The sequence below is a fragment of the Agrobacterium sp. 5Ca39 genome, assembly GCF_055382365.1.
The window spans coordinates 1,688,723-1,713,545 of the sequence record NZ_AP026436.1 but is presented as its reverse complement, the minus strand read 5'-3'; the positions used below and the strand labels follow the sequence as shown (position 1 = coordinate 1,713,545).

Below are 24,823 nucleotides of genomic sequence, written 5' to 3'. Positions count from 1 at the left end.
CATGGTAAGCCGAGTTGATCGCGGTCCGGTCGCGGAATGGTTCTGGACCATCGACCGTTTCTTTCTGGCGGCATTCATCGCGCTGATGGGCATCGGCCTGATGCTGTCCTTTGCGGCGTCACCGGCCGTTGCCGAGCGCATCGGCCTCAACAGCTTCTTTTTCGTTGAGCGTCAGGCGATGTTCATGGTGCCATCGCTGGCGATCATGGTCGGCTTGTCCTTCCTGTCGCCGCGCCAGGTGCGCCGCGTGGCGGTCATCATGCTGATCGCCTCGCTGCTGATGATGATCTTTGCACTGTTCTTCGGCATCGAGGTGAAGGGCGCGCGGCGGTGGATTTCCATCGGCACTTTCTCGATCCAGCCGTCGGAATTCATGAAGCCGGCTTTCGTCATCGTCTGCGCATGGCTTTTTGCAGAGCGGGCGCGCCATCCGGAAATTCCGGGCAATCTCTTTGCGATCATCACCTTCGGAATCGTGGCCGCACTTCTCATCGCCCAGCCTGACTTCGGCCAGACGATCCTGACCTCCGTTGTCTGGGGCGGCATGTTCTTCATGGCAGGTGTGCCGTGGTTCTGGATCATCATGCTCGGTGGTCTCGGCGTCGGCGGCATCATCTCCGCCTATCTCATGCTGCCGCACGTGGCCGGCCGTATCGACCGTTTCTGGACGGGTGAGGGCGACACGTTCCAGGTGGACACGGCGCGTGAAGCGATCATTCGCGGCGACTGGTTCGGTCGCGGACCGGGTGAGGGTATCGTCAAGCGCATCATTCCCGATAGCCATACCGACTTCATCTTCTCGGTTGCGGCGGAAGAATTCGGCATCGTTTTCTGCATGTTTCTTGTTGCCATCTTCGCCTTCATCGTGCTGCGCGGCCTGTCGCACGCCTTCAAGGAAAAGGATGATTTCTGCCGCTTCGCCGTGGCTGGCCTTGTGCTGCAGATCGGCATGCAGTCGATGATCAATATCGGCGTCAATCTGGAACTGATGCCTGCCAAGGGCATGACCTTGCCGCTGATTTCCTATGGTGGTTCGTCAATGATGGCGATATGCGTGACCGCCGGTTTCCTTCTGGCATTGACACGCCACAGACCTGAAAAGCGGGCGCAGGAGCGGAGTTTCTTCCGCGTTGGTTCCGGCGTTCCCGCGGAGTAAACGATCATGAGCAAGGGTATTGTTCTTCTTGCCGCCGGTGGAACCGGCGGCCATGTGTTTCCGGCAGAAGCGCTGGCGCATACGCTGAAGGCACGCGGTTATCAGGTGCATCTCGTCACCGACAGCCGCGCCGAGCGTTATGCGGGCAAGTTTCCGGCAGATGAAATTCATGTGGTTCCGTCTGCCACCATCGGCTCCAAAAACCCAATTTCCGTGGCGCGTTCGCTCTGGAAGCTCTGGGTTGGCCTGCGCGCGGCGCGTCGGCTGGTCGCAAAACTGAAGCCGGTCGCGGTTGTCGGTTTCGGCGGTTATCCCACCGTGCCGCCGCTGCTGGCCTCCACCGGGCTTGGAGTGCCGTCGATCATTCACGAACAGAACGCCGTGATGGGCCGCGCCAACAAGGCACTTGCCGGGCGGGTAAAGGCAATTGCCGGCGGCTTCCTGCCGCCCGCCAATGGTCAATATTCCGAGAAGACCGTCGCGACCGGCAATCCGGTGCGCCCAGCGGTGCTGGCCGCCTCTGAAATACCCTACACCGCCTCGCAGACAGGCGAGCCTTTCCAGCTCGTTGTCTTTGGCGGCAGCCAGGGCGCGCAGTTTTTCTCGAGCGCGGTACCCGCCGCAATCTGCCTCCTGAAAGACGAGCAGCGCAAGCGCATCGTCGTCACCCAGCAGGCGCGGCCGGAAGACAAGGACAGCGTCATCGCGTCCTACCAGAAGCTCGGCGTGAAGGCGGATGTTTCGCCTTTCTTCGGCGATATGGCGTCGCGTATCGGCGAGGCCGATCTGGTCATCAGCCGCTCGGGCGCTTCGACGGTATCGGAGCTTTCGGTGATCGGCCGTCCGTCGATCCTCGTGCCTTATCCGCATGCGCTGGATCATGATCAGGCGGCGAACGCGGCTGCGCTTTCGGCGGCGGGTGGGGCAAGCGTCATCAAGCAGGCGGAGCTCTCGCCGCAGAAGCTCTCCGGCCTGCTGTCCTCGGCGCTTGCCGAACCCGAGCGGCTTTCCGCAACGGCGGCGGCGGCGAAGGCAACCGGCAAACCACACGCGGCGGATGTGCTGGCCGATCTGGTGGAGGCGATTGCCTCCGGCCGGTCCGTACAGGAATTCAAGAAGAATATTGAAGGAGTTGGGGCATGAAGATGCCGAAAGCCATAGGCCTTGTGCATTTCATCGGCATAGGCGGGATCGGCATGAGCGGCATTGCCGAAGTGCTTCACAATCTCGGCCACCGGGTACAGGGATCGGACCAGGCCGACAGCGCCAATGTGCAGCGTCTGCGTGACAAGGGCATCGAGGTTTTTGTGGGCCACACGGCTGACAATATCGGCGATGCAGAGGTCGTCGTCGTTTCGACCGCGATTAAGAAGAACAATCCGGAGCTCGTCGCCGCGCGGGAAAAGCACCTGCCGATCGTGCGCCGCGCGGAAATGCTGGCCGAGCTGATGCGCTTCCGTAACGCCATCGCCATCGGCGGCACGCACGGCAAAACGACGACGACCTCCATGGTCGCCACGCTCCTGGAAGCCGGCAATCTCGACCCGACCGTCATCAATGGCGGCATCATCAATGCCTATGGCACCAATGCCCGCATGGGTGAGGGTGAGTGGATGGTGGTGGAGGCCGACGAGTCCGACGGCACTTTCCTGAAGCTGCCGGCCGACGTCGCCGTCATCACCAATATCGATCCGGAACATCTCGACCATTACGGCAATTTCGACGCCGTACGCGCCGCATTCCGTCAGTTCGTCGAGAATGTGCCTTTCTACGGTTTCGGCGTCATGTGCCTCGATCATCCCGAAGTACAGGCATTGGTTGGCCGGATCGAGGACCGCAAGGTCATCACATATGGCGAGAACCCGCAGGCCGACGTGCGGTTTTCGAATGTGCGCATCGACGGTACGCGCTCGGTTTTCGACGTGGAAATCCGCCGTCGCCGCACCGGCAAGATATTCTCGTTCAAGGATCTCGTCCTGCCGATGCCGGGCCGCCATAACGTTTCGAATGCGACAGCGGCAATCGCGGTTGCCAATCGTCTCGGTATTTCGGAAGCCGACATCAAGAAGGGGCTTGCCTCCTTCGGTGGTGTCAAACGACGTTTCACGCTGACGGGCGAAGCCAACGGGGTGCAGGTTTTTGACGATTACGGTCACCACCCGGTCGAGATCAAGGCTGTGCTGAAGGCGGCGCGGGAAGCCTGCAAGGGCCGCATCATCGCCGTACACCAGCCCCACCGCTACAGCCGTCTTTCGAGCCTGTTTGATGATTTCGCGCATTGTTTCAACGATGCCGATACGATTCTTCTTGCTCCGGTTTATGCAGCGGGCGAAGATCCCATCGAAGGCGCAAGCTCCGAAGCGCTGGTTTCGGCCATCAAGGCCGCTGGCCACCGTGACGCGCGTTTCCTCGAAAAGCGGGAGGACCTTGCGTCACAGGTCGCAGCCATTGCGAATCCGGGTGATTTCGTGGTTCTCTTGGGGGCTGGGAATATCACGCAATGGGCAGCGTCGCTGCCTTCGGAATTGAAGAGCATATCAGGAAAGTCTGAATGAGACAGGTCGATGGGGTTAAATTGCTGGGGAGGCTCGGCGACGGGGTAAAGGAATTGCGGGGACGTCTGACACCGGATGCGCCTATGGACCGCGTGACGTGGTTCAGAGCCGGCGGTCTTGCGGAGGTGATGTTCCAGCCGCACGATACGGATGATCTGATTGCCTTCCTGAAAATTCTGCCGGAAGATGTGCCGCTGACCGTGGTTGGCGTCGGCTCGAACCTTCTGGTGCGTGACGGCGGTATTCCGGGCGTGGTCGTGCGCCTGTCCGCCAAGGGCTTCGGCCAGGTGGAGCTTGCCGGTGAAAACCGCATCAAGGCGGGCGCGATCTGCCCGGACAAGCATATTGCGGCCATGGCCATGGATAATGGCATTGGCGGCTTCCACTTCTATTACGGCATTCCGGGCTCCATCGGCGGAGCGCTGCGCATGAATGCGGGCGCAAACGGCGGCGAGACGCGTGAACGTGTCGTGGAAGTCTACGCGGTCGACCGTCAGGGCAACCAGCATGTGCTTTCCAATGCCGATATGGGCTACAGCTATCGTCATTCCGGCGCCGACGCAGGCCTGATCTTCACCGGTGCGCTCTTCGAGGGCTATCCCGAGGACAAGGCGAAAATCCGCGCCGATATGGATGCGGTGCGTCATCACCGCGAAACCGTGCAGCCGATCCGCGAACAGACCGGCGGCTCGACCTTCAAGAACCCCGAAGGTCATTCCGCATGGGAGCTTATCGATGAGGCGGGCGGTCGTGGTCTTGTGATCGGCGGCGCGCAGATGTCATCACTGCATTGCAATTTCATGATCAATACCGGCCATGCGACCGGTTACGATCTGGAATATCTGGGCGAGACGATCCGCAAGCGCGTGTTTGACAAATCGGGCATCCGGCTGGAATGGGAAATCAAGCGCCTGGGGTTGTTCATGCCGGGCCGCGAAGTTGAGCCTTTCCTCGGGGCCTGATACCAAACCCTCGCTCTATCTAGAAAGATACTAATATTGATCGGCCGTTTCGCTTATCGTAACGGTCGATCAATATTTTTTGCTGTAATGTTAGGAAGGAAAACTTCGGCGGGCGAGACTAAATATCGACCCGCGATATTAAATACTTTTTATTTGGGAATGTTAGCGCATCGGTGACTTAGGCAATTTTGATATGATGTTGGGTCTTTGGAAAAAACAGATCAAAATGATTAGTTTTTCGGTAGCGGCGCCGCAAGGCCGCCGGCGCCTTGAGCCACTGGAATTCTCCATTCGTATCGCATGCCTTGTGACGATCATCGTGGTCCTGATGTGCACGGGTGGCCTGTCTCTCTTAGCAAAACTCGGGTTCGTGACGGATCTCGTCAACGGTCTATTTTTAAGCGTAACGCTAGGGAGCGCTGTCGCTTTTACGGTGACGTTCCTCGTCAGTTGGCTGAATGCAAAGGAAGTTCAGCTTCTTGCACAGTCGCACGAACGCTTTCTGCATCTAAGCCATACCGACGCATTGACCGGCTTGAGCAACCGGCTTGGCCTCTATGCAGCCTGCGCCGAACTTGGCAGCGACTATTGCGTTGCCTTTCTGGACATTGATCACTTCAAATCCGTGAACGACACTTACAGCCATCTCGTCGGCGATCTTGTCATTTCAAGGGTCGCCCGCACGATAAGGGAGCATTTCGATGCTGACGCGCATGTCGCCCGCCTGGGCGGCGAGGAGTTCGTGGTCGTGCAGGAAATTGGCAGGCTGGCATTTACGCAGATGTGCGAGAAGGTTCGCGCGGCGATCGCTACCACGCCCGTGGAATACCAGGATCTACAGATCCCGGTCACGATTTCCATCGGGGTGGCTTTCCGCGGTGATGCCGAAATCTTCGACAAGGTCATGCACGATGCCGATCTGGCGCTTTATCGCGCAAAGGGAGGCGGGCGCAACCGCGTCTGCTTGACCGGATATGTCGAGCGGCGTCAGGCTGTCGCTTGAAGGTTGAAGAAGTCAGATAAAGATCAAGGCGGATAAAGAAAAAGCCCGCGAAACCAAGGTTTCGCGGGCTTCTTTGATCGCTGGTCCAGGTTCAGACTTCGTCCTTGCGGGACAGAAGAATGCAGGCCAGCGTGATGAGGGCGGATACGCAGAGGTAATAGCCGACATAACCCATGCCGTAGTTCACCTGCAGCCACGTGGCGATGTAAGGCGCCAGCGACGCGCCGAAGATGCCGGCCATGTTGAAGGTGATGGAAGAGCCGGTATAGCGGACGCGGGTCGGGAAGGGGGCGGCGAGCGCCGTTCCGATCAGGCCGTAGGTCATGCCCATCAGCATCATCGCGAGAGCCGCGAAGACGAAGATCGAGCCTTCGCTGCCGGTCATCAGGCCGGGCAGCAGGAAGGAGAACAGGCCGATCAGCACTGTCGTCAGGATCAGAATTTCGCGGCGACCGAATTTTTCCGCAAGCTTGCCGGCAATCGGAATGAAGATACCGAAAACGACGGAGCCGAGGATCTGCACTTCCAGCGCGTCGAGGAACGGAATTTTCAGGACCTTGACGTTGTAGGAGAGCAGATAGGCCGTGCCGATGTAGAAGAGCACGAAGGTGGCGAGCGCCACAAAGGTGCCGAGCACGAGGCTGCGCTTGTGGTTGCGGAACAGTTCCGCGACCGGCACGGCGACTCGTTCTTCCTTTTCGATCGCCTTCTGGAAATCGGGCGTTTCGGTTATCGACAGGCGAACCCACATGCCGACGGCGATGAGGATGATCGAGGCGACGAAGGGAATACGCCAGCCCCAGCTGAGCAGGGCTTCCTGCGACATGAAGTGCAGCAGTATCCAGAACACGCCTGACGAGAGGAACAGGCCGACGGGTGCGCCAAGCTGCGGGAACATGCCGTACCAGCTGCGCTTGCCGGGAGGGGCGTTTTCCGTCGCGAGCAGGACGGCACCGCCCCATTCGCCACCAAGACCGAAGCCCTGGCCGAAGCGGCAAAGTGCGAGCAGCAGCGGCGCCAGAACGCCGGCCGTCTCATAGGACGGCAGCAGGCCGATCACGACCGTCGAGACACCCATGGTCAGCAGCGCCGCGACAAGCGTCGTCTTGCGGCCAACGCGGTCGCCATAGTGACCGAAGACCACGGCGCCGAGGGGGCGGGCGAAAAAGGCGATGGAGAAAGTTGCGAAAGACGCCAGAAGCGCCGTCATCGGATCATTGTTCGGGAAGAACAATGTCGGGAACACGAGCACTGCGGCTGTGGCATAAACGTAGAAATCGAAAAACTCGATGGTCGTACCGACCAGACTGGCAGTGAGAACTCGTGCAGGCGAATTTGTCTTTACAGCGTTCGAATTGTCAGCGGTCGGCGATACCGGAGATATCGCGTCGGTCATGGTATTGGTTCCATTTTGGATGATTGCAATGTCATGCCTTGGGAGGCAACATCTGCGTTAACGCAATTTTTGTTCTTATGGAATGCTAAAAAAGAAATAATGCAGATAATGTGATCCATCCGGGCGACACGTGTGGTCAAGGCCTCGGAGAATGTTCGTCGATTGAGAGACTGATTCAGGCTGCGGTTTTAAAACCCTGAAACGGCAGATAATTTGCCTGGGGAATAATCCTGTCTGTTAACGTTTCGGCCTTGCCTTTGTCGCGCGGCAGCAGACGCGCCGGCGTCGTTTTATTTCCGATCATTGAAAACCTGCATGTTGCATTCCGCGCAACTCTCTGATTCCAAGGAGGGAATTCGGATCAATGCTGATTCTTTAACAAACTCGGCATGTTGGGCGCGGCGGTTAACGAAAGTAAACGATTCATTAACCTTAATGGCGTTTAACTGGTCTCAAGGGTCATGTGCCAGAATCACCGTTCGTGAAATCCGGTCGGTTCGGAGCGTGGTCCGTAACGGAGAGTTGGTGTCAGAGGTATCGATGAGCGGCAAGCACGTAGCTGTTCTTATGGGTGGATTTTCGTCGGAGCGGCCGGTCAGCCTGTCGTCGGGCAACGCTTGCGCGCAGGCTCTGGAAGACGAGGGCTACAAGGTCACCCGTGTCGATGTCGGCCGCGATGTCGCCGCCGTGCTTGATGCGCTGCGCCCGGACGTCGCTTTCAACGCGCTGCATGGGCCCTTCGGCGAAGACGGCACCATTCAGGGCATCCTCGAATATCTCGCCATTCCCTATACCCATTCCGGCGTGCTCGCCTCGGCGCTTGCCATGGACAAGGCGCAGGCCAAGAAGGTTGCTGCTGCTGCCGGCATTCCTGTCGCCGCCGAGCGAGTCATGAACCGCTTCGATTTCACCAGCGAACATCCGCTGGCGCCGCCTTATGTGGTGAAGCCGGTGCGCGAAGGCTCGAGCTTCGGCGTCGTTATCGTCAAGGAAGACCAGTCGCACCCGCCGCAGATACTCACGTCCTCTGAATGGAAATACGGCGACCATGTCATGGTCGAGCGTTATATCCATGGCCGCGAACTGACCTGCGGGGTGCTCGACGGCGAGGCGCTGGGCGTCACCGAAGTGGTGCCGCTCGGTCACAATTTCTATGATTACGATGCGAAATACGCTGCTGGTGGCTCGAAACATGTCATTCCCGCAGAAATTTCACCGAAAATTTACCAAAAAATTCAAACACTGGCGGTTATGGCGCATCGGGCGATCGGGTGCCGTGGCGTAAGCCGTTCAGACTTTCGTTACGACGACCGTTTCTCAGAAGATGGCGAAGTTATCTGGCTTGAAGTGAATACGCAGCCGGGCATGACGCCGACCTCCCTGGTGCCTGAAATGGCGGCCCATGCTGGCCGCTCCTTTGGTAACCTTGTCAGCTGGATGGTGGAGGACGCTTCGTGTTTGCGGTGATCGGCAAAAAGTCGACGGCAAAAAAGCGCGAGCAATTCGCGGCGGCGGCCAGTGCCGACGATCGCATGGTGTTGCCGCGTCCGCTGCGTCGCGTCGTGCGTTTCGGCGTCAGCCTTGCGACCGGACGTATCCACATTCCCGCCCATACCGGTACGATTGCGGCCGTCGCCTTTTATGCGGCGACCGGGCTTTATGGCATGTCACTCGGCGGCCATACGAATATCGTCACGCAGGCAACGACCTCCGCGGCCGGTTTCGCCGTTGAGGACGTGAAGGTCTCCGGCAACCTGCAGACCTCCGAAATCGATGTCTTCCAGCTTCTCGGTCTCGATGGCAGCACGTCCCTGATCGCGCTCGACATCGACGCCGCGCGCCGCAAGCTGGTGCAGCTTCCCTGGGTTGAGGATGTCGATATCCGCAAGATCTATCCGAAGACGGTCGAGGTTCGTCTGAAGGAGCGTCAGGCTTTTGGCATCTGGCAGCACGGCTCGGAGCTGTCGCTGATCGAAAAGAGCGGCAGTGTCATTGCGCCGCTGCGTGACAACAAGTTTGCCTCGCTGCCGCTTTTCGTCGGCCGCGACGCGGAAACCGGTGCTGCCGGTTTCGTCGAGCAGCTGGCTGACTGGCCGGAAATCCGCAGCCGCGTCCGAGCCTACGTGCGTATCGCCGGCCGCCGCTGGGACCTGCATCTCGACAACGGCATCGTCGTCAAGCTGCCAGAAGAAAACCTGCCGCAGGCGCTGCAATTGCTCGCGCGGCTCGATCTGGAAGAGAAAGTTCTGTCGCGCGATGTCGCTGCCGTGGACCTGCGCCTGTCCGACCGTACAACGATCCAGCTGACCGAAGGTGCCGCCGAACGCCGCCAGGCTGCCGTCGATGCGCGCACCAAGGCTCTCAAGAAAGCGGAGAAGAACACATGAGCTTTTTCGGTTCTTCCCATTTCGGTCTGCCTCGTCTGAAGCCGCTTTCTTCGAAGCGCAGCCACATCGTTTCGGTGCTCGACATCGGCTCGACCAAGGTCGTGTGCATGATCGGCCGGCTGACGCCCCGTCAGGAAAGCGAAATCCTGCCTGGCCGCACCCACAAGGTGGAAATCATCGGCATCGGCCACCAGCGTTCGCGCGGCGTGAAGTCTGGCGTGATTGCCGACCTCGACGCGCTGGAAGGCGTCATCCGTCTTTCAGTCGATGCGGCTGAGCGTATGGCGGGCCTGACCGTCGACAGCCTGATCGTCAATGTTTCGGCAGGAAGACTAGCGAGCGATATCTACACCGCGAGCATCGATCTCGGCGGGCAGGAAGTGGAAGCAAGCGATCTGCGCAAGGTTCTGGTGGCGGCAAGCCAGCAGTCCATGCGTCAGGACCGGGCGATCCTGCATTCGCTGCCGACGGGCTATTCGCTGGATGGCGAGCGCGGTATCCGCGATCCGCTGTCGATGTACGGCGATCTTCTCGGCGTTGACATGCATGTGGTGACTGTCGAACGCACGGCGCTGAAGAACCTCGAACTTTGCGTCAACCGCGCGCATCTGTCCGTCGAGGGCATGGTCGCGACGCCCTATGCCAGCGGTCTAGCAGCACTGGTGGACGATGAAGTCGAACTCGGCTGCGCCGCCATCGACATGGGCGGCGGCACGACGACGATCTCGGTTTTTGCCGAGGGCCGGCTCATCCATACGGACGCGATCGGCCTTGGCGGCCATCACGTCACGACAGATCTTGCACGAGGCCTCTCGACACGAATCGAAGATGCGGAGAGACTGAAGGTGGTGCATGGTTCGGCTTTGCTGAATGGCGCGGATGAGCGCGACATGATTTCGATCCCGCCGATTGGCGAAGATGATCGCGATCAACCATCGCAAGTTTCAAGAGCATTGGTTACCCGCATCGTGCGGGCACGTATCGAAGAGACGCTGGAATTGATCCGTGATCGTATCCAGAAGTCCGGCTTCAGCCCGATTGTCGGCAAGCGCGTCGTCCTGACCGGCGGTGCAAGCCAGCTGACGGGGCTGCCGGAAACGGCGCGGCGCATTCTTGCCCGCAACGTTCGCATCGGCCGCCCCATGGGCGTGGCTGGTCTTCCGGTCGCGGCAAAGGGCCCGGCATTTTCAACCGCCTGCGGACTGATGATCTATCCGCAGGTGGCGGACATCGAAATTCATGCGGCGCAAGGCGGAATGTTCTCGCCGTTTGGTAACGGTAGCGGCCGGATAGCCCGGGTGGGGCAATGGCTGAAAGAGAGTTTTTGAGTAGCCTCGGGGCGCAAGCCGGAGGTTTCAGAGTTGAGTTTCAAGAATCGGCCAGCGGGGCGATGCGGCCAGAGAAAGAAGGAATGTTAAAATGACGATACAGCTGCAGAAGCCTGATATCACAGAGCTGAAGCCACGCATCACCGTCTTCGGTGTCGGTGGCGGTGGTGGTAACGCTGTCAACAACATGATCACGGCTGGCCTCCAGGGCGTCGACTTCGTTGTCGCCAACACGGATGCCCAGGCGTTGACCATGACGAAGGCAGATCGGGTCATTCAGCTCGGCGTCAACGTCACTGAAGGTCTCGGCGCCGGTTCCCAGCCGGAAGTCGGGCGCGCTGCCGCTGAAGAATGCATCGACGAGATCATCGATCACCTTAACGGCACGCATATGTGCTTCGTCACCGCCGGCATGGGCGGCGGCACCGGCACCGGTGCTGCTCCCGTCGTCGCGCAGGCCGCGCGCAACAAGGGCATCCTGACGGTCGGCGTCGTCACCAAGCCTTTCCACTTCGAAGGCGGCCGCCGCATGCGTCTTGCCGAACAGGGCATCGAGGAACTGCAGAAGTCCGTCGATACGCTGATCGTCATTCCGAACCAGAACCTCTTCCGTATTGCCAATGACAAGACGACCTTTGCGGACGCCTTCGCCATGGCTGACCAGGTTCTCTATTCCGGCGTTGCCTGCATTACCGACCTGATGGTGAAGGAAGGTCTCATCAACCTCGACTTCGCCGACGTCCGTTCGGTCATGCGCGAAATGGGCCGCGCGATGATGGGCACCGGCGAGGCTTCCGGTCCGGGCCGCGCAATGCAGGCTGCGGAAGCGGCGATCGCCAACCCGCTGCTCGACGAAACCTCGATGAAGGGTGCGCAGGGCCTCTTGATCTCCATCACCGGCGGTCGCGACCTCACCCTCTTCGAAGTCGACGAAGCTGCGACCCGTATTCGCGAAGAAGTTGATCCGGATGCGAACATCATCCTCGGCGCAACCTTCGACGAAGCGCTTGAAGGCCTCATCCGCGTCTCCGTCGTTGCAACCGGCATTGACCGCGTTGCAGGCGTCGGCGAACAGAACGTTGCCGAAATGCGCGCCGCAGCCGCCGCTGCAAAGCCGCTTATCCGTCCTTCCGCGGCCGTTGCTCCCGCTCCGGCCGCAGTACAGCCTGCCGCAGTTTCGCAGGCACCGAAGGCCGTAGACCCCATCGCCCAGACCATCCGTTCGGCTGAGGCCGAAATGGAACGTGAACTCGGTTTTGCCGCACATCAGCAGCCGGCCCAGGACTTCCGTCCGCAGAGCAAGCTGTTCGCATCCTCTCCGGCTGAAGCACCGGCGGCACTTCGTCCGGCCCAGCCGGTTCAGCAGGCCGCTCCGGCTCCGGTTGCTCCGGCACCGGTCTATCACGCTCCGGAACAGCATGCTGCTCCGGCACCGCGCATGCAGCAGCCGCAGGCTCCCGTCTATCAGGAACCTGCACCGGTTGCCCGCCAGCCTGAGCCGGTTCGCATGCCGAAGGTCGAAGACTTCCCGCCGGTCGTGAAGGCCGAGCTGGACCACCGCACCCATGCCGCTCCTGCTGCCCAGGAAGAGCGTGGCCCGATGGGTCTTCTGAAGCGCATCACCAACTCGCTTGGTCGCCGCGAAGAAGAAGAAGTTCCTTCCGACATGATGGATGCGCCGAGCATGGCGCCGCAGCGCCGCGCACCGCTTTCGCCGGAAGCAAGCCTCTACGCACCGCGTCGCGGCCAGCTCGACGATCACGGCCGTGCAACGCCTGCATCGTCCAGCCACCACGATGATGACCAGCTGGAAATCCCGGCCTTCCTGCGTCGCCAGTCCAACTGAGGGCGATTCCATTAGCCTCTCGAAACGCCCGGATCCGACGATCCGGGCGTTTTGTTTATTTTACGTTATTAACACTAAATTAATTAGCGTTGTCAGCTGCTTACGCATGTAACAATCCGAAACGAACAGTGATTTGTCGTGGCACGTACATGTGCGTATGTATGAGGCTGGGTGAAGGAACAGACTGACTTCGCCGGTCGTTAAAACCCGGCTTGAAAACTTGAACGGCGCTGGCCCCAAGCGGCGCGGTTTGCAAAAAAGGCATATACTAATGACTATCGGACTGCTCGGATTTCAGACAACTATCGCACATGCCGTTCAGCTTAAAGGCATTGGCGTGCATTCAGGCAATCCGGTCTCGATGACGTTCCAGCCCGCAGAAGCTGGAACGGGCATCGTCTTCCATCGCCTCCATGACAATGGCAGCGTCACCGAGCTGAAGGCAGTGTCTGCCAATGTCGGGAATACCGATCTGTGCACCGTGCTTGGCCGTTCGCTTTCCCAGTCGGTAGCGACGATCGAGCACGTCATGGCAGCCATCTACGCCATGGGCCTCGACAACCTTGTCGTCGAGGTAGACGGTCCGGAAGCGCCGATCATGGATGGCAGCTCTGCTCCCTTCATTGAAGCGATCGAATCGGTCGGCATCAAGAACCTTGGCGTGAAGCGCCGCTATATCAGGGTCACCAAGCCGGTGCGTATCGATTCGGGTGCGTCCTGGGCGGAGTTCCGTCCTTATGACGGTACGCGCTTCGAGGTCGACATCGATTTCGACACGCCGCTGATCGGCAAGCAGTCCTGGAAGGGTGACCTGACGGCAGAGACGTTCAAGAACGAACTGTCGCGTGCCCGTACTTTCGGCTTCATGCGTGATGTCGAGCGCCTTTGGGCCGCCGGTTATGCACTGGGCTCCTCGCTTGAGAATTCGGTTGTCATTTCCGACGACAACAGCGTCATCAACATGGAAGGCCTGCGTTACGCCAAGGACGAGTTCGTCCGCCACAAGACGCTTGACGCGGTGGGCGACCTTGCACTTGCGGGCGCTCAGTTCATCGGTTGCTACCGTTCTTATCGCGGTGGTCACAAGGTCAATGCCAATGCGCTGAAGGCCCTGCTGAGCGACCGTACGGCTTACGAGATCGTAGAGGCTCCGGCCGCACGCAACCAGATGGTGCGCGCCCGCGAATTTGTGGCCGTCAATATGCCCGAATTCGCCCCCTGGTCCGCATAAGGTCTTTTGAAGGCTATCAATTGACAGAAAAAGCCGCTCCTTCGGGGCGGCTTTTTCGTGAGACGGAGCAGGAAGTTGCAAATTATCGCCGGATAATGGTGCGATTGCATGGGGTGATGCCATAAAAATGCGTTAATGCGTCATCATTGCGTTGCCCTGCGGATGCTTTTATGGCTAGAACGCCAATACAAAGCCGATGCTTATGTATTTGCGCGGGAAGTGGGAACTGTCGAATGAAGCATGTAGGGTCTGGTGCAATGAAGGGTACGATGCGGGGGATCGCCGTTTCGTTGATGTTGGTCGGCGCGAGCGTCGTCGTCACTGCCTGCCAGTCCGATCCCGATATCGACATCACCAAGCTTGGCGTGGAGACCGATCCGCCTGACGTTCTGTACAAGCAAGCGCTGGCGAACATGAACAAAGGCAATATGACGGAAGCCTCACGCAAGTTCGAGGCGATCGATAAGCAGTACCCCTTCACCGAATGGGGCCAGAAGGCGCTTGTCATGCAGACCTTCATTGCCACGCGCACCAACAAGAACGATGTGGCAATCACCACCGGTAGCCGTTTCCTGCGGCAATATCCGCGTTCCAAGGACGCCGCTTACGTTCAGTACATGATCGGTCTTGCCTATTCGAAGCAGATTTCCGACGTCACGCAGGACCAGCGCGCCGCGCAGCGCACAGTTGAGGCGATGAACAAGGTCGTCAACGATTATCCCGATTCGGAATATGTCGCGGATGCGCAGGCCAAGATCCGTTTCGCCCGCGATCAGCTTGCCGGCCGCGAAATGCAGGTCGGTCGTTATTACCTTGAGCGCAAGGAATATCTCGCCGCCGTTTCGCGTTTCCGCATTGTCGTCGAGCAGTACCAGAACACCAACCAGATCGAGGAAGCGCTGGCGCGTCTGACGGAAGCCTATTACGCGATGGGCCTGGTGGACGAAGCGCAGACTGCGGCTGCCGTTCTCGGCAACAACTATCCCGACAGCCAATGGTATGCGGATTCCTACAAGCTGCTGAAGGGCCAGGGCCTGGAGCCGCGTGAGAATAAGGGGTCCTGGATTTCGCGCGCCGGCAAGAAGCTCATCGGCGCCTGAGACGGGGCATAGGCCATGCTGGTCCAGCTCTCAATTCGCGATATCGTTCTCATCGAAAGGCTCGACCTCGGTTTCGAGGCGGGCCTTTCCGTGTTGACGGGCGAGACGGGTGCGGGCAAATCCATTCTTCTCGATAGTCTCTCGCTGGCGCTTGGCGGCCGCGGCGATGGCGGCCTTGTGCGCCACGGGGAGGAAAAGGGGCAGGTCACCGCGACTTTCGAGGTGCCGAACAATCATCCGACACGGCTTCTCCTGCGCGAAAACGGTCTCGATGACGATGGCGACCTGATTTTCCGCCGCGTGCAATCTTCCGACGGGCGCACGAAGGCCTATATCAACGATCAGGCCATCAGCGTGCAGATGATGCGCCAGCTTGGTCAGATGCTGGTCGAGATTCACGGCCAGCATGATGATCGTGCGCTTGTCGATACGGATGCGCACCGCACGCTGCTGGATGCCTTTGCCGGGCTGAGCGAAGAGGCTCGCGCTGTTCAGGCATTCTATCGCACCTGGAAAGATGCTGACCGGGCCTTAAAGACGCATCGCGCAAAAGTCGAGGCTGCGGCGCGAGAGGCGGATTACCTGCGCTCTTCCGTCGAGGAATTGGAAACTCTTTCGCCGCGCGATGGCGAGGAGGATGAACTGGCCGAACGCCGGGCGGTGATGCAAAAATCCGAACGCATCGCTGGCGATATTGCTGAAGCCAGCGAGTTCCTGAACGGCAATGCTTCGCCCGTGCCTGTCATAGCATCCATGATGCGGCGTCTGGAGCGCAAGAGCCACGAGGCTCCCGGCCTGCTGGAAGACACCGTGCAATTGCTGGATGCCGCGCTGGACAATCTTTCCAATGCGCAGATGGAAGTGGAAGCGGCGCTGCGCCGCACAGAATTCGATCCGCGCGAGCTGGAGCGGGTGGAGGAGCGGCTGTTCGCGTTGCGCGCCGCCGGACGCAAATATAATGTCGCCGTGCCAGACCTCCCCGCTCTCGCCGAAAAAATGGTGGCCGATCTCGCCGATCTCGACGCCGGCGAAGAAAAGCTTGGCAAGCTCGAGGCCAATCTCGGCGTCGTGAAGGCTGATTTTGACCGTGCCGCGCAGTCGCTTTCCGACAAACGCCGCAATGCAGCGGAAGCGCTTTCCAACGCTGTCATGGCCGAGCTTCCGGCGTTGAAGCTGGAGCGGGCGCGGTTTACCGTCGAGGTCACCTCCGATCCCGAGCAGGCGACGGCCGACGGCATCGATACGGTGGAATTCCACGTGCAGACCAACCCGGGCACGCGCCCAGGTCCGATCATGAAGGTCGCATCAGGCGGCGAATTGTCCCGCTTCCTGCTGGCGCTGAAAGTGGCGCTGGCGGATCGCGGTTCGGCACCGACCCTGGTGTTCGACGAAATCGACACGGGTGTCGGTGGCGCGGTGGCGGATGCCATCGGCCAGCGGCTGCGCCGCCTGTCCAAAACCGTGCAGGTCCTTTCCGTCACCCATGCGCCGCAGGTGGCGGCACGGGCGGCGACCCATCTTCTCATTTCAAAGGGTCCGTCCGGCGATGGAAGCGAGCGTATCGCCACGCGCGTCGCCACGATGGAGCCGCAGCACCGCACCGAAGAGATCGCCCGTATGCTTGCTGGCGCGTCCGTGACGGACGAGGCGAGGGCTGCCGCCGCTCGTCTTCTCGCAGCCAAGGACTGACCTTCGCGGCAATGCCAGTGCAGTGCCTTTCGGCATTGTGAGTCCAGCGGCAAAACTGTTTTTAATGTTTGTTATTTCGGCTAAAAGCGTTCGGTAATTCCGAAAAGAGGCCGTCATGTCGAAAGACCAGAAACCCGTTGAAAACCTCACCGAGCTTGAAGCCTCTTCGGAGCTTGCATTTCTGGCGGCCGAGCTTGCCCGCCATGACGCGCTTTACCATGGCAAGGATGCGCCGGAGATTTCCGATGCGGAGTATGACGCGCTGAAGCGGCGCAACGACGCCATCGAAGCGAATTTCCCGGCGCTGGTGCGGGCCGACAGCCCATCGAAAAAAGTAGGCTTCGCGCCGCTTCCGACCTTTGCGCCCATCGTGCATGCGCGACCGATGCTGTCGCTCGACAATACGTTCTCGGAAGAAGATCTGCGTGACTTCGTCAGTTCGGTTTATCGTTTCCTCGGGCATCTGCCTGATGACTCCATTGCTTTCACTGCCGAACCGAAGATCGACGGGCTTTCCATGTCCATCCGCTACGAAAACCGCAGGCTGAAGACAGCGGCGACGCGCGGTGACGGCACGACCGGCGAAAATGTCACTCCCAATATCAGGACCATCAAGGAAATTCCGAACGAGCTGCCCGCCGATGCGCCCGATGTGGTGGAAGTGCGCGGCGAGGTCTATATGGCCAAAAGCGACTTTCTGGCGCTCAACGCCCAGATGGAAGCGGAAGGCAAGCAGACCTACGTGAACCCGCGCAATACTGCCTCCGGCTCCCTGCGTCAGCTGGACGCCAATGTGACGGCGAAGCGCAAGCTGCGGTTTTTCGCCTACGCCCTCGGCGAGGTTTCGAATGGCGGTCAGCCGACGCGGATTGCTGATACCCAATATGGCATCGTCGAGAAGTTCAGGGAGTGGGGTTTCCCGGTTAATCCGCTGATGAAGCGATTCACATCCGCCCAGCAATTGCTTGAGCATTATAATGAAATCGGTGTTGCGCGGCCCGATCTCGATTACGATATCGACGGTGTGGTCTACAAGGTCGACCGGCTTGATCTGCAGGAACGGCTAGGCTTCCGCTCGCGCAGCCCGCGCTGGGCGACCGCGCATAAATTTCCAGCAGAGCAAGCCTTCACGACGGTTGAAAATATCGAAATTCAGGTTGGCCGCACCGGCGCGCTGACGCCGGTCGCGCGTCTTACCCCCATCACTGTCGGCGGTGTCGTCGTTACCAACGCCACGCTGCATAATGCCGATTATATCGAGGGCATCGGGAATAGCGGTGAGCGCATCCGCCCGGAAGATCACGATATCCGCATCGGCGACACTGTTATCGTGCAGCGGGCCGGCGATGTCATTCCGCAGGTTCTGGACGTGCTTCTGGAAAAGCGACCGGCCGGGGCGGCAAAATACGCCTTCCCGGAAAAATGTCCGGTCTGCGGCAGCCATGCGGTGCGGGAGCGTAATGAGAAGACCGGCAAGCTCGATTCGGTCACGCGCTGCACCGGCGGTTTCGTCTGCCGGGCCCAGGCGGTGGAGCATCTGAAACATTTCGTCTCGCGTAATGCCTTCGATATCGAAGGTCTGGGCACCAAGCAGATCGATTTCTTCTTCGAAAGTGACGATCCTGCGCTCTCGATCAAGACCGCACCCGACATCTTCACGCTGAAGGCGCGGCAGGATGCTTCTCATCTGACCAAGCTCGAAAATATCGACGGTTTCGGCAAGGTCAGCGTCAGGAAGCTGTTCGACGCCATCGATGCCCGCCGCGAGATAGATCTGCACAGGCTCATCTTCGCGCTGGGCATCCGCCATGTGGGTGAGACTACGGCGAAGCTTCTGGCGCGATCCTATGGCACTTACGACCATTTCGAAGAAAGCATGAAGGCGGCGGCGGATCCCGCAAGCGAGGCGTGGGCCGAGCTTAATGCCATCGACGGCATCGGCGAGGTGGTGGCCCGCGCCATTGTCGAGTTCTACAAGGAGCCACGCAACCTAGACGTCATCGATCGGCTGATAAGGGAACTTCGTCCGAAAGAGGCGGAAAAGCCTTCTACGGAAGGCAGCCCGGTGGCAGGCAAGACGGTGGTGTTTACCGGCTCGCTGGAGAAGTTTACCCGCGACGAGGCGAAGGCCCGGGCGGAAAGTCTGGGCGCCAAGGTTGCCGGTTCCGTTTCGAAAAAGACCGATATTCTGGTGGCGGGGCCGGGAGCGGGCTCCAAGCTTGCCAAGGCGGCGGAACTGGGCGTGCAGACCATGGATGAGGACGAGTGGCTGGCGCTGATCGGCGGCTGAGGGGCGTCATGGAAATATTGTCCTCTGCCGCTAGAGCTTGTGCCTGAGACGGAGGGTAAGGCATGGATGACCGCATCGTCGTCAGCGCAGAGCAGGTCCGGGCGCTGGTTGACAGCCAGTTTCCTCAATGGGCGGCGTTAGATGTTCGGCCGGTGGAGCTGAGCGGCTGGGACAATCGCAGTTTTCGCCTTGGCGATGAAATGCTCATCCGCATGCCGAGCGCCACCCGTTACGTGGCGCAGGTCGAGAAGGAGCATCGATGGCTGCCAACGCTTGCGCCTTTCCTGCCTTTTCCGATCCCTGCTCCAGTAGCGCTCGGGCAGCCGGGGCAGGGTTATCCGTTCCGTTGGTCGGTCTATCGCTGGCTCGAAGGGGAACCGCTTGCTCAGCATCTGGAGAAGGTCGATCTGTCGGTCATTGCCATTGATGTCGCCACGTTCTTGAAATCATTACACGAGGCGGATGCTGTGGATGGCCCGGTCGCAGGGGCGCATAACTTTCATCGCGGGGGCTCGCTTGCAGTCTATGACGGGGAAGCGAAGGCCTCGGCGGCGCGGCTTGCCGATGAGGTTGATCAGGCGCTGGCTATCGAGGTATGGCAGCTTGCGCTTTCGAGTCATTGGCAAAAGCAGCGGGTGTGGGTGCATGGCGACATTGCCGAGGGCAATCTGCTGGTGAAGGATGGCAGGCTTTCGGCCGTCATCGACTTCGGCAGTTCCGGCGTAGGCGATCCGTCTTCTGATCTCATTCTCGCGTGGAATGTGCTTGATGCTGAAAGCCGGGCTGTTTTTCGCAGAGCGCTCGATCTGGATGAGGCCACATGGCAGCGCGGGCGCGGGTGGGCCTTATGGAAGGCGCTGATCCTTCTGGATGCCGAGCGCGGCCGTAACGAAAAAATGGCCGAATGGTCGCGCCGGACCATTCGGGAAGTGTTTGCCGACCACTTGCGCAGCTAACCGACTATCGAAGTCGTGCCATCACGTGGGCATCAACGTATTTGCCATCTCGATAGGCGTCGTTGCGCAGGGTGCCTTCAAGTTCAAAACCGAATTTCTCGTAAAGCCGGATCGCGGGGAGATTGTCGGTGAAGACGTTGAGTTCGATGCGGCGGATATCGTGCCAATTATCGGCGGTGTCGATCAAAGCCGCCAGAATATATGTTCCGACACCTCTGCCGGCAAAATCGTCGTGGACACTGATTACCAGATCGGCGATGTGGGACTGTCTTCCTGCCCTGCGGAACAGTCCTGCATTGGCAACGATCTTTCCCCGCCATTCGCCAACGATGGCGATATCGTTGGGGCCGCGGTTCTCCATCGATTTTCGTGTTTTTTCAACCGACTGAAATGGTTGTCGAAGCGTGCCGTGACGGACGCCGGGCAGGTTGAACATTTCTGTCAGGGCTTCAGCATCGTCCAGCCGCGCGGCGCGCAGGACGACTTCATTCAAGCTGAATTGCGAATCTTCATTATCGGCAAATTTCACAGTCTGCATGCCTGTCTCCTCGGGCGTATGGGAGCAGGAGTGCGAACCCTGCTCGACTGGCAGGGTGGAAATGGATCGCTTAACGCGACGACATACCTTCCCCTGCCGGGTGGCCGGTGATGGTGTGACGACGGGTGGTGTTCTGCTTCGCGATCATGGGCGCACAATGCTTTTGCCGTGTAATTCTGTCAAGCAGGTGCGTTGCCCAGCAGGCTTCTGAGTTTTGACGGCAGCCTGCCGTCGATCGCCGCAAGACCCGCAGCAATCATCGCCATGCCGGCGAAGTGCTTCACTTCCAGTTGCTCCCCTAGAAGCAGGGAACCGAGCAGGATGGCGCTGACGGGGATGAGGAAGGTGACGAGGGCAAGGTTGGTGGCGCCGGCGCTGGCAAGAATGCGGAAGAAAATGAGATAGGCGAGCGCCGTCGAGAGCAGTGCGATGCCGACAAGCGCGCCCCAGGTTCCGAGGCTCGGCATCGCGAGTGTCCATGGTTTGTCGATGAGAAGGGCGGCCGGGATCAGCATCAGTGCCGAAGAGGAAATCTGGCCGGTGGCGGTCATCAGCGGCGGCACGCCCATGGCCTTGAAGCGGCGGCCGAATATGCCCGCGAAGGCATAAGAGATGGCCGCGCCGAGGACGGCGATCTGGCCCCAGAGGCCGGATGAGCCGGTAAAGGCGGCGGGGCCGATCATGGTTGCTACGCCGGCAAAGCCGACCAATACGCCGGTCAGCTTATTGCCGGTCATCTTTTCATCAGTGGTGAGAAAATGCGCGACGATAACCGTGAAGAGCGGCGTTGTAGCATTGAGGATCGAAGCCAGTCCGCTGGCAATATGGGTCTGGCCCCAGACGATCAGGCAGAATGGAATGATGTTATTCAGAAGGCCCATGCCGAAAAAGGCGCGCCACACCGCCCATTGCCTCGGCAGGCGAAGGCCCATGATGCGGCAGACGATCTGAAGCGCGATTGCCGCAAGGGTAACACGCAGTGCGACGATGGTGACGGGAGGCAGTTCCTTGACCGCAACACCGATGAAAAAGAACGAACCGCCCCACAGGAGCGAAAGCGCGACAAGCATCGCCCATTCGCGGGCATCCATCTGTTTCTGTATCGCCATCATCATCTCCAAAACGCATGAGCATCGGCATGATCGCAGACCGAATCCCCGCCATCCACCCGATATTGGTTGAGTTAATCTCAAGCTCGGAGGTGATGGTTTTCACGTCGCGTTGTGTCTTGTTGCGTCCATTTACTCTCTGTTTTATGGTGTTTTCAAACGATTGTTTCTCGTTCGATAATTGAGTTGAGCTAAATCATGTCCACCGAACTCCCGTCTCTGAAAGGGCTGCAGGCCTTCGAGGCCGCAGCGCGCTATCGCAGCGTCACGCTTGCCTCCAACGAGTTGAATGTCACGCCCGGCGCCGTCAGTCTGCAAATCCGGGAGCTGGAGGCGCGGCTTGGTGTGCAATTGTTTTTTCGCAAGCCGCGTAGCATCCAGCTGACGCGCGAGGGGGAGCGTTATTACGGCGCGCTCCGCACCGCTTTCCGGATGATGCGCGAGGCGACGGCGGAGCTGACAGCGCGGTCTGAGATCACCGTTTTGACGCTGAGCTGCACACCGACCTTCGCCGTGCAATGGCTGATGCCGCGATTGCCCGCCTTCCAGCAGCAGCACCCGCAGGTGGATGTGCGCATCAGCGTCACGAACCGATTGGTGGATTTTTCGAGGGACGACGTCGATCTGGCCGTCCGGCACGGTTTCGGACGGTACGAAGGGCTTGAGAGCATCCGCTTCATTGATGACAGCACGTTGCCGGTCTGCTCGCCCCAGCTTCTTGAAAAATACGGCCCGCTACGGGAAGCGGGCGATCTGAAATCGGTCCCGCTGCTGCATGATGAAAACCGCAATGAATGGCGGCGCTGGCTGAAAGCGGCAGGTGCAGCGGAAGTCGACGCGTCCGGCGGCACCGTTTTCATCGACAGCAACGGCGCGCTGGATGCCGCCAAGGCCGGGCATGGCATTGCACTGACCCGGCGTTCGCTCGTTTCCCGCGAGCTTGCCGAAGGCGCATTGATTGCGCCATTCGGGAAAGACATGACCAGCACGCTCGCCTATTTCCTCGTTTATCCCAGGCGTATGCTCGATAATCCCGATCTCGCGACGCTCATCGACTGGATGCTTTCGGAAGCGCATTCCAGCGAAGCCGGTTCTCTTTGAGGCCGATCCGGTTTATGCCGGAAGAAACAACGGGAATCACTCTTGAAAACCATCGCCATCGACTTCGAAACCGCCAATGAAGAGCGGGGCAGCGCCTGCTCCGTCGGCCTTGCCTGGATAGAAGACGGGACGATCGTTCGTGTCGAGGAACGGCTGATCCGGCCGAAGGACATGCGGTTTTCGCCCTTCAACATCGCCGTGCACGGCATCCGCCCTGCCGATGTCGAGGATGCGCCGGAATTTCCCGAGGTGATGGAGGAGTTCATCGACGACTTCCATGGTGCGACGATGATAGCCCACAATGCCGCCTTTGATTTCAGCGTCATGCGCGCGTCCTTCGACAAATATCGACAGTCCTATCCCGATCTTTCCTATCTGTGCAGCGTCAAGATCGCCCGGCATGTCTGGCCCAATCTGGTGTCGCACAAGCTGAATGTGATCGCTCATCACCTTCAGCTGCGTTTCGTGCACCATAATGCCGCGGAAGATGCCGTTGTCTGCGCGGCCGCGTCGATTGCGGCGGCCAAAGCATTGAGTGTTGCCCATATCCACGATCTGCCGGAGAAAATCGGCATGGTGGCCGGTCGACTTACCGCCACGGGCTACCAGCCGTGCAGCATGAAAAAACGGCCTGCCGCCCGGGTTGCGTAACGGTGGCTTCCACCTATGTTTGAAGCAGCGTAACGGAGAAGATGCGATGACAAAGAAAACTCTGTCGGGCTTGTTTGCGGGCTTTCTGGTGTTGCTTCCGGTGACTGCGGCGAATTCGCAGGTGGTTGGCGAGGTCGGCGTCGACTGGATCGGCAATGATATCATGATAGAGGCGATCGCTGATCCGAAGATCAAAGGCGTGACGTGCCATGTGACCTATTTCGAGCGTGGCGTCATCGACCGGCTGAAAAACGGCAACTGGTTCGAAGACCCCTCCAACAACGCCATTTCCTGCAGCCAGACCGGGCCGGTGGAGATTGGTGACATCAATCTTTCGAAGGGCGGCGAAGAGGTGTTTCGGCAGGGGATGTCGCTGGTCTGGAAGAAACTCGTCGTCAGCCGCGTCTACGACAAGGCCAATGATACACTGATTTATCTGGTGCACGCGCGGGAACTGACCGATGGTTCCGCCAAGATGGCGATATCGACGGTGCCGCTCTATAACCAGCAGGTGAAATGGGAAAAGGGCAAGCCGTAAGGCTCGCCCCCGCAATTGCCATGCCGATGCCGTGGATTACGCGGCTTCGCGCGCCAGTTCGTCGGCGATAACCGTATCGAGGTTGAGGAAGCAGACCATGCTTTTTTCCAACGCGACGATGCCGCGGCAGAAGCTTCGCTGTTCTTCCGGAATGATATCGGGCGCGGGCTGCAGGTCTTCGGAGCGGATGGTCATCATGTCGGAGACCTGTTCCACCAGAAGGCCGACCAGCTTGCCGCCGATATCGGTAACGATGATGGCGGAGCGCTCGGAGGGCTCGGTCATTTTCATGCCGAGGCGGCCGGCCATGTCGATGACGGGAATGACGGCGCCGCGCAGGTTGATGAGGCCGAGAACATAAGGCGGGGTGTGCGGCATCGGGGTCACCGGCGCCCAGCCGCGGATTTCGCGGATCGCCATGATATCGATGCAGAATTCCTGATCGCCCAGATGAAAGGAAACGATTTCGAGATATGCGCCGGATTGCTTGATGGCGTTGGACATGACGGCAGGTTTCCTCTGATGGCTCTCTAACAGGCCCACGCAGGATTGAGCTTTATGCGGCGGCCGGAGAATGGACCGGGAGACATCATGTCGAGGCTTGAAAAGCCGCTGGGGTCATAATGCATGGCAAGATTTTAAACTTTCCCTAACAATTCTCCATCTCGCCACGGCAAACTCCAGTATTTTACCGGTTTTCGACTGCGCGCGGACGGGCTATGATAGGAACATGAACGCGCTCGTTTCCTATCCTCTGAAGTTTATTCTGGCTGGACTTTCCGTGGTGGCTTCGCTTGCCATCGTGCTTCTTGCGTTTGACGGCTGGGTGCGGCACGGCACCGATATTTTCCTTTCCGCCGTGCAGAGCGGTATCGCCTGGTGCCTGTGACGCCGCGCCGTCGTCGGGCTTTGTGACAAATCAGCGCGGTCGGCTCAAATACGTCCAGTTGATTTGCCGTCGCCGCCGTCCTTCGCTATCTGTCTGTC

At 59.5% G+C, this 24,823-nt stretch carries 23 protein-coding genes; 18 read left to right on the top strand and 5 right to left on the bottom strand.

The genetic code is table 11. The features are described 5' to 3' along the window. Nucleotide 1: 1 nt before the first annotated feature. The 5 genes from ftsW (at nt 2) to ACZ47E_RS08620 (ending at nt 5,676) form a co-directional block, all read left to right on the top strand. Nucleotides 2-1,156 (top strand): putative lipid II flippase FtsW, encoded by a 1,155-nt coding sequence (gene ftsW, locus ACZ47E_RS08640; RefSeq protein WP_004442795.1) that lies wholly within the window; start codon nt 2-4, stop codon nt 1,154-1,156. Between the two features lie 6 nt (nt 1,157-1,162). Continuing rightward, nucleotides 1,163-2,299 (top strand): undecaprenyldiphospho-muramoylpentapeptide beta-N-acetylglucosaminyltransferase, encoded by a 1,137-nt coding sequence (murG, locus tag ACZ47E_RS08635; protein ID WP_278066880.1) that lies wholly within the window; start codon nt 1,163-1,165, stop codon nt 2,297-2,299. Continuing rightward, the gene (gene murC / locus ACZ47E_RS08630) at nt 2,296-3,711 is read left to right on the top strand and encodes a UDP-N-acetylmuramate--L-alanine ligase (RefSeq protein WP_004442790.1); all 1,416 of its coding nucleotides are present in this window, start codon (nt 2,296-2,298) and stop codon (nt 3,709-3,711) included. Before murG ends, murC begins: the two co-directional genes overlap by 4 nt. Next, nucleotides 3,708-4,673 carry a UDP-N-acetylmuramate dehydrogenase gene (gene murB, locus ACZ47E_RS08625; protein ID WP_004442789.1) on the top strand — a complete coding sequence of 322 codons (966 nt, stop codon included), beginning with the start codon at nt 3,708-3,710 and terminating at the stop codon, nt 4,671-4,673. Before murC ends, murB begins: the two co-directional genes overlap by 4 nt. A gap of 193 nt (nt 4,674-4,866) precedes the next feature. Further along, nucleotides 4,867-5,676: a GGDEF domain-containing protein gene (locus ACZ47E_RS08620; RefSeq protein WP_278066879.1), complete on the top strand. Its 810-nt coding sequence runs from the start codon at nt 4,867-4,869 to the stop codon at nt 5,674-5,676. Between the two features lie 91 nt (nt 5,677-5,767). Here the strand turns inward: ACZ47E_RS08620 and ACZ47E_RS08615 are convergent, their stop codons facing one another. Continuing rightward, entirely contained in the window at nt 5,768-7,072 is a 1,305-nt protein-coding gene (locus ACZ47E_RS08615; RefSeq protein ID WP_004442787.1) for an MFS transporter, read from the bottom strand. A 175-nt stretch (nt 7,073-7,247) separates the two neighbouring features. Continuing rightward, complete coding sequence (locus ACZ47E_RS08610) at nt 7,248-7,376, bottom strand: hypothetical protein (RefSeq protein WP_257784223.1); 129 nt, start codon at nt 7,374-7,376, stop codon at nt 7,248-7,250. Nucleotides 7,377-7,612: 236 nt separating this feature from the next. On the opposite strand from ACZ47E_RS08610, the gene ACZ47E_RS08605 reads away from it, so the two are divergent. The 9 genes from ACZ47E_RS08605 (at nt 7,613) to ACZ47E_RS08565 (ending at nt 19,899) form a co-directional block, all read left to right on the top strand. Beyond that, complete coding sequence (locus ACZ47E_RS08605) at nt 7,613-8,539, top strand: D-alanine--D-alanine ligase (RefSeq protein ID WP_004442785.1); 927 nt, start codon at nt 7,613-7,615, stop codon at nt 8,537-8,539. Beyond that, complete coding sequence (locus ACZ47E_RS08600) at nt 8,527-9,459, top strand: cell division protein FtsQ/DivIB (RefSeq protein WP_004442784.1); 933 nt, start codon at nt 8,527-8,529, stop codon at nt 9,457-9,459. Before ACZ47E_RS08605 ends, ACZ47E_RS08600 begins: the two co-directional genes overlap by 13 nt. Further along, nucleotides 9,456-10,787: a cell division protein FtsA gene (ftsA, locus tag ACZ47E_RS08595; protein WP_004442783.1), complete on the top strand. Its 1,332-nt coding sequence runs from the start codon at nt 9,456-9,458 to the stop codon at nt 10,785-10,787. Before ACZ47E_RS08600 ends, ftsA begins: the two co-directional genes overlap by 4 nt. A gap of 91 nt (nt 10,788-10,878) precedes the next feature. After that, the gene (gene ftsZ, locus ACZ47E_RS08590; protein ID WP_004442782.1) at nt 10,879-12,633 is read left to right on the top strand and encodes a cell division protein FtsZ; all 1,755 of its coding nucleotides are present in this window, start codon (nt 10,879-10,881) and stop codon (nt 12,631-12,633) included. 271 nt (nt 12,634-12,904) lie between these two features. Then, nucleotides 12,905-13,864: a UDP-3-O-acyl-N-acetylglucosamine deacetylase gene (lpxC, locus tag ACZ47E_RS08585; RefSeq protein ID WP_004442781.1), complete on the top strand. Its 960-nt coding sequence runs from the start codon at nt 12,905-12,907 to the stop codon at nt 13,862-13,864. 233 nt (nt 13,865-14,097) lie between these two features. After that, nucleotides 14,098-14,964 (top strand): outer membrane protein assembly factor BamD, encoded by an 867-nt coding sequence (locus ACZ47E_RS08580; RefSeq protein WP_006697761.1) that lies wholly within the window; start codon nt 14,098-14,100, stop codon nt 14,962-14,964. A 15-nt stretch (nt 14,965-14,979) separates the two neighbouring features. Then, on the top strand, nt 14,980-16,653 hold the full coding sequence (gene recN / locus ACZ47E_RS08575; RefSeq protein WP_004442779.1) for a DNA repair protein RecN: 1,674 nt from the start codon (nt 14,980-14,982) through the stop codon (nt 16,651-16,653). A 115-nt stretch (nt 16,654-16,768) separates the two neighbouring features. Continuing rightward, nucleotides 16,769-18,943, top strand: a complete 2,175-nt coding sequence (gene ligA / locus ACZ47E_RS08570; RefSeq protein ID WP_035209691.1) for an NAD-dependent DNA ligase LigA — start codon at nt 16,769-16,771, stop codon at nt 18,941-18,943. A 62-nt stretch (nt 18,944-19,005) separates the two neighbouring features. Continuing rightward, a complete protein-coding gene (locus tag ACZ47E_RS08565) occupies nt 19,006-19,899 on the top strand; it encodes an aminoglycoside phosphotransferase family protein (RefSeq protein ID WP_278066878.1) in 894 nt (297 codons plus the stop codon). 4 nt (nt 19,900-19,903) lie between these two features. On the opposite strand, the gene ACZ47E_RS08560 is transcribed toward ACZ47E_RS08565, so the two are convergent. Together ACZ47E_RS08560 and ACZ47E_RS08555 are read right to left on the bottom strand one after the other, a co-directional pair. Further along, nucleotides 19,904-20,437, bottom strand: coding sequence for a GNAT family N-acetyltransferase (locus ACZ47E_RS08560; RefSeq protein ID WP_035209694.1), 534 nt, complete (start codon nt 20,435-20,437; stop codon nt 19,904-19,906). A 179-nt stretch (nt 20,438-20,616) separates the two neighbouring features. Then, complete coding sequence (locus tag ACZ47E_RS08555; protein ID WP_006697766.1) at nt 20,617-21,546, bottom strand: DMT family transporter; 930 nt, start codon at nt 21,544-21,546, stop codon at nt 20,617-20,619. Nucleotides 21,547-21,744: 198 nt separating this feature from the next. Here ACZ47E_RS08555 and gcvA point away from each other — a divergent pair, with 198 nt between their 5' ends. Genes gcvA through ACZ47E_RS08540 form a run of 3 tightly spaced genes read left to right on the top strand, consistent with a single transcriptional unit; the run spans nt 21,745 to nt 23,836 of the window. Beyond that, nucleotides 21,745-22,647, top strand: a complete 903-nt coding sequence (gene gcvA / locus ACZ47E_RS08550) for a transcriptional regulator GcvA (RefSeq protein WP_278066877.1) — start codon at nt 21,745-21,747, stop codon at nt 22,645-22,647. 42 nt (nt 22,648-22,689) lie between these two features. After that, nucleotides 22,690-23,298 carry a 3'-5' exonuclease gene (locus ACZ47E_RS08545; protein ID WP_107339248.1) on the top strand — a complete coding sequence of 203 codons (609 nt, stop codon included), beginning with the start codon at nt 22,690-22,692 and terminating at the stop codon, nt 23,296-23,298. 46 nt (nt 23,299-23,344) lie between these two features. After that, on the top strand, nt 23,345-23,836 hold the full coding sequence (locus ACZ47E_RS08540; RefSeq protein WP_107339249.1) for a CreA family protein: 492 nt from the start codon (nt 23,345-23,347) through the stop codon (nt 23,834-23,836). 36 nt (nt 23,837-23,872) lie between these two features. Here the strand turns inward: ACZ47E_RS08540 and ACZ47E_RS08535 are convergent, their stop codons facing one another. Further along, nucleotides 23,873-24,340, bottom strand: coding sequence for a chemotaxis protein CheW (locus ACZ47E_RS08535; protein WP_003522339.1), 468 nt, complete (start codon nt 24,338-24,340; stop codon nt 23,873-23,875). Between the two features lie 226 nt (nt 24,341-24,566). Here ACZ47E_RS08535 and ACZ47E_RS08530 point away from each other — a divergent pair, with 226 nt between their 5' ends. Next, nucleotides 24,567-24,725, top strand: a complete 159-nt coding sequence (locus tag ACZ47E_RS08530; RefSeq protein ID WP_278066876.1) for a hypothetical protein — start codon at nt 24,567-24,569, stop codon at nt 24,723-24,725. Nucleotides 24,726-24,823: the final 98 nt, after the last annotated feature.

Bases quoted from the DNA above. Each gene is read 5' to 3' on its own strand.
- ftsW (WP_004442795.1), top strand. From the start codon at position 2: ATGGTAAGCCGAGTTGATCGCGGTCCGGTCGCGGAATGGTTCTGGACC.
- murG (WP_278066880.1), top strand. From the start codon at position 1,163: ATGAGCAAGGGTATTGTTCTTCTTGCCGCCGGTGGAACCGGCGGCCAT.
- murC (WP_004442790.1), top strand. From the start codon at position 2,296: ATGAAGATGCCGAAAGCCATAGGCCTTGTGCATTTCATCGGCATAGGC.
- murB (WP_004442789.1), top strand. From the start codon at position 3,708: ATGAGACAGGTCGATGGGGTTAAATTGCTGGGGAGGCTCGGCGACGGG.
- ACZ47E_RS08620 (WP_278066879.1), top strand. From the start codon at position 4,867: ATGATGTTGGGTCTTTGGAAAAAACAGATCAAAATGATTAGTTTTTCG.
- ACZ47E_RS08615 (WP_004442787.1), bottom strand. From the start codon at position 7,072: ATGACCGACGCGATATCTCCGGTATCGCCGACCGCTGACAATTCGAAC.
- ACZ47E_RS08610 (WP_257784223.1), bottom strand. From the start codon at position 7,376: ATGATCGGAAATAAAACGACGCCGGCGCGTCTGCTGCCGCGCGACAAA.
- ACZ47E_RS08605 (WP_004442785.1), top strand. From the start codon at position 7,613: ATGAGCGGCAAGCACGTAGCTGTTCTTATGGGTGGATTTTCGTCGGAG.
- ftsA (WP_004442783.1), top strand. From the start codon at position 9,456: ATGAGCTTTTTCGGTTCTTCCCATTTCGGTCTGCCTCGTCTGAAGCCG.
- ftsZ (WP_004442782.1), top strand. From the start codon at position 10,879: ATGACGATACAGCTGCAGAAGCCTGATATCACAGAGCTGAAGCCACGC.
- lpxC (WP_004442781.1), top strand. From the start codon at position 12,905: ATGACTATCGGACTGCTCGGATTTCAGACAACTATCGCACATGCCGTT.
- ACZ47E_RS08580 (WP_006697761.1), top strand. From the start codon at position 14,098: ATGAAGCATGTAGGGTCTGGTGCAATGAAGGGTACGATGCGGGGGATC.
- recN (WP_004442779.1), top strand. From the start codon at position 14,980: ATGCTGGTCCAGCTCTCAATTCGCGATATCGTTCTCATCGAAAGGCTC.
- ligA (WP_035209691.1), top strand. From the start codon at position 16,769: ATGTCGAAAGACCAGAAACCCGTTGAAAACCTCACCGAGCTTGAAGCC.
- ACZ47E_RS08565 (WP_278066878.1), top strand. From the start codon at position 19,006: ATGGATGACCGCATCGTCGTCAGCGCAGAGCAGGTCCGGGCGCTGGTT.
- ACZ47E_RS08560 (WP_035209694.1), bottom strand. From the start codon at position 20,437: ATGCAGACTGTGAAATTTGCCGATAATGAAGATTCGCAATTCAGCTTG.
- ACZ47E_RS08555 (WP_006697766.1), bottom strand. From the start codon at position 21,546: ATGGCGATACAGAAACAGATGGATGCCCGCGAATGGGCGATGCTTGTC.
- gcvA (WP_278066877.1), top strand. From the start codon at position 21,745: ATGTCCACCGAACTCCCGTCTCTGAAAGGGCTGCAGGCCTTCGAGGCC.
- ACZ47E_RS08540 (WP_107339249.1), top strand. From the start codon at position 23,345: ATGACAAAGAAAACTCTGTCGGGCTTGTTTGCGGGCTTTCTGGTGTTG.
- ACZ47E_RS08535 (WP_003522339.1), bottom strand. From the start codon at position 24,340: ATGTCCAACGCCATCAAGCAATCCGGCGCATATCTCGAAATCGTTTCC.
- ACZ47E_RS08530 (WP_278066876.1), top strand. From the start codon at position 24,567: ATGAACGCGCTCGTTTCCTATCCTCTGAAGTTTATTCTGGCTGGACTT.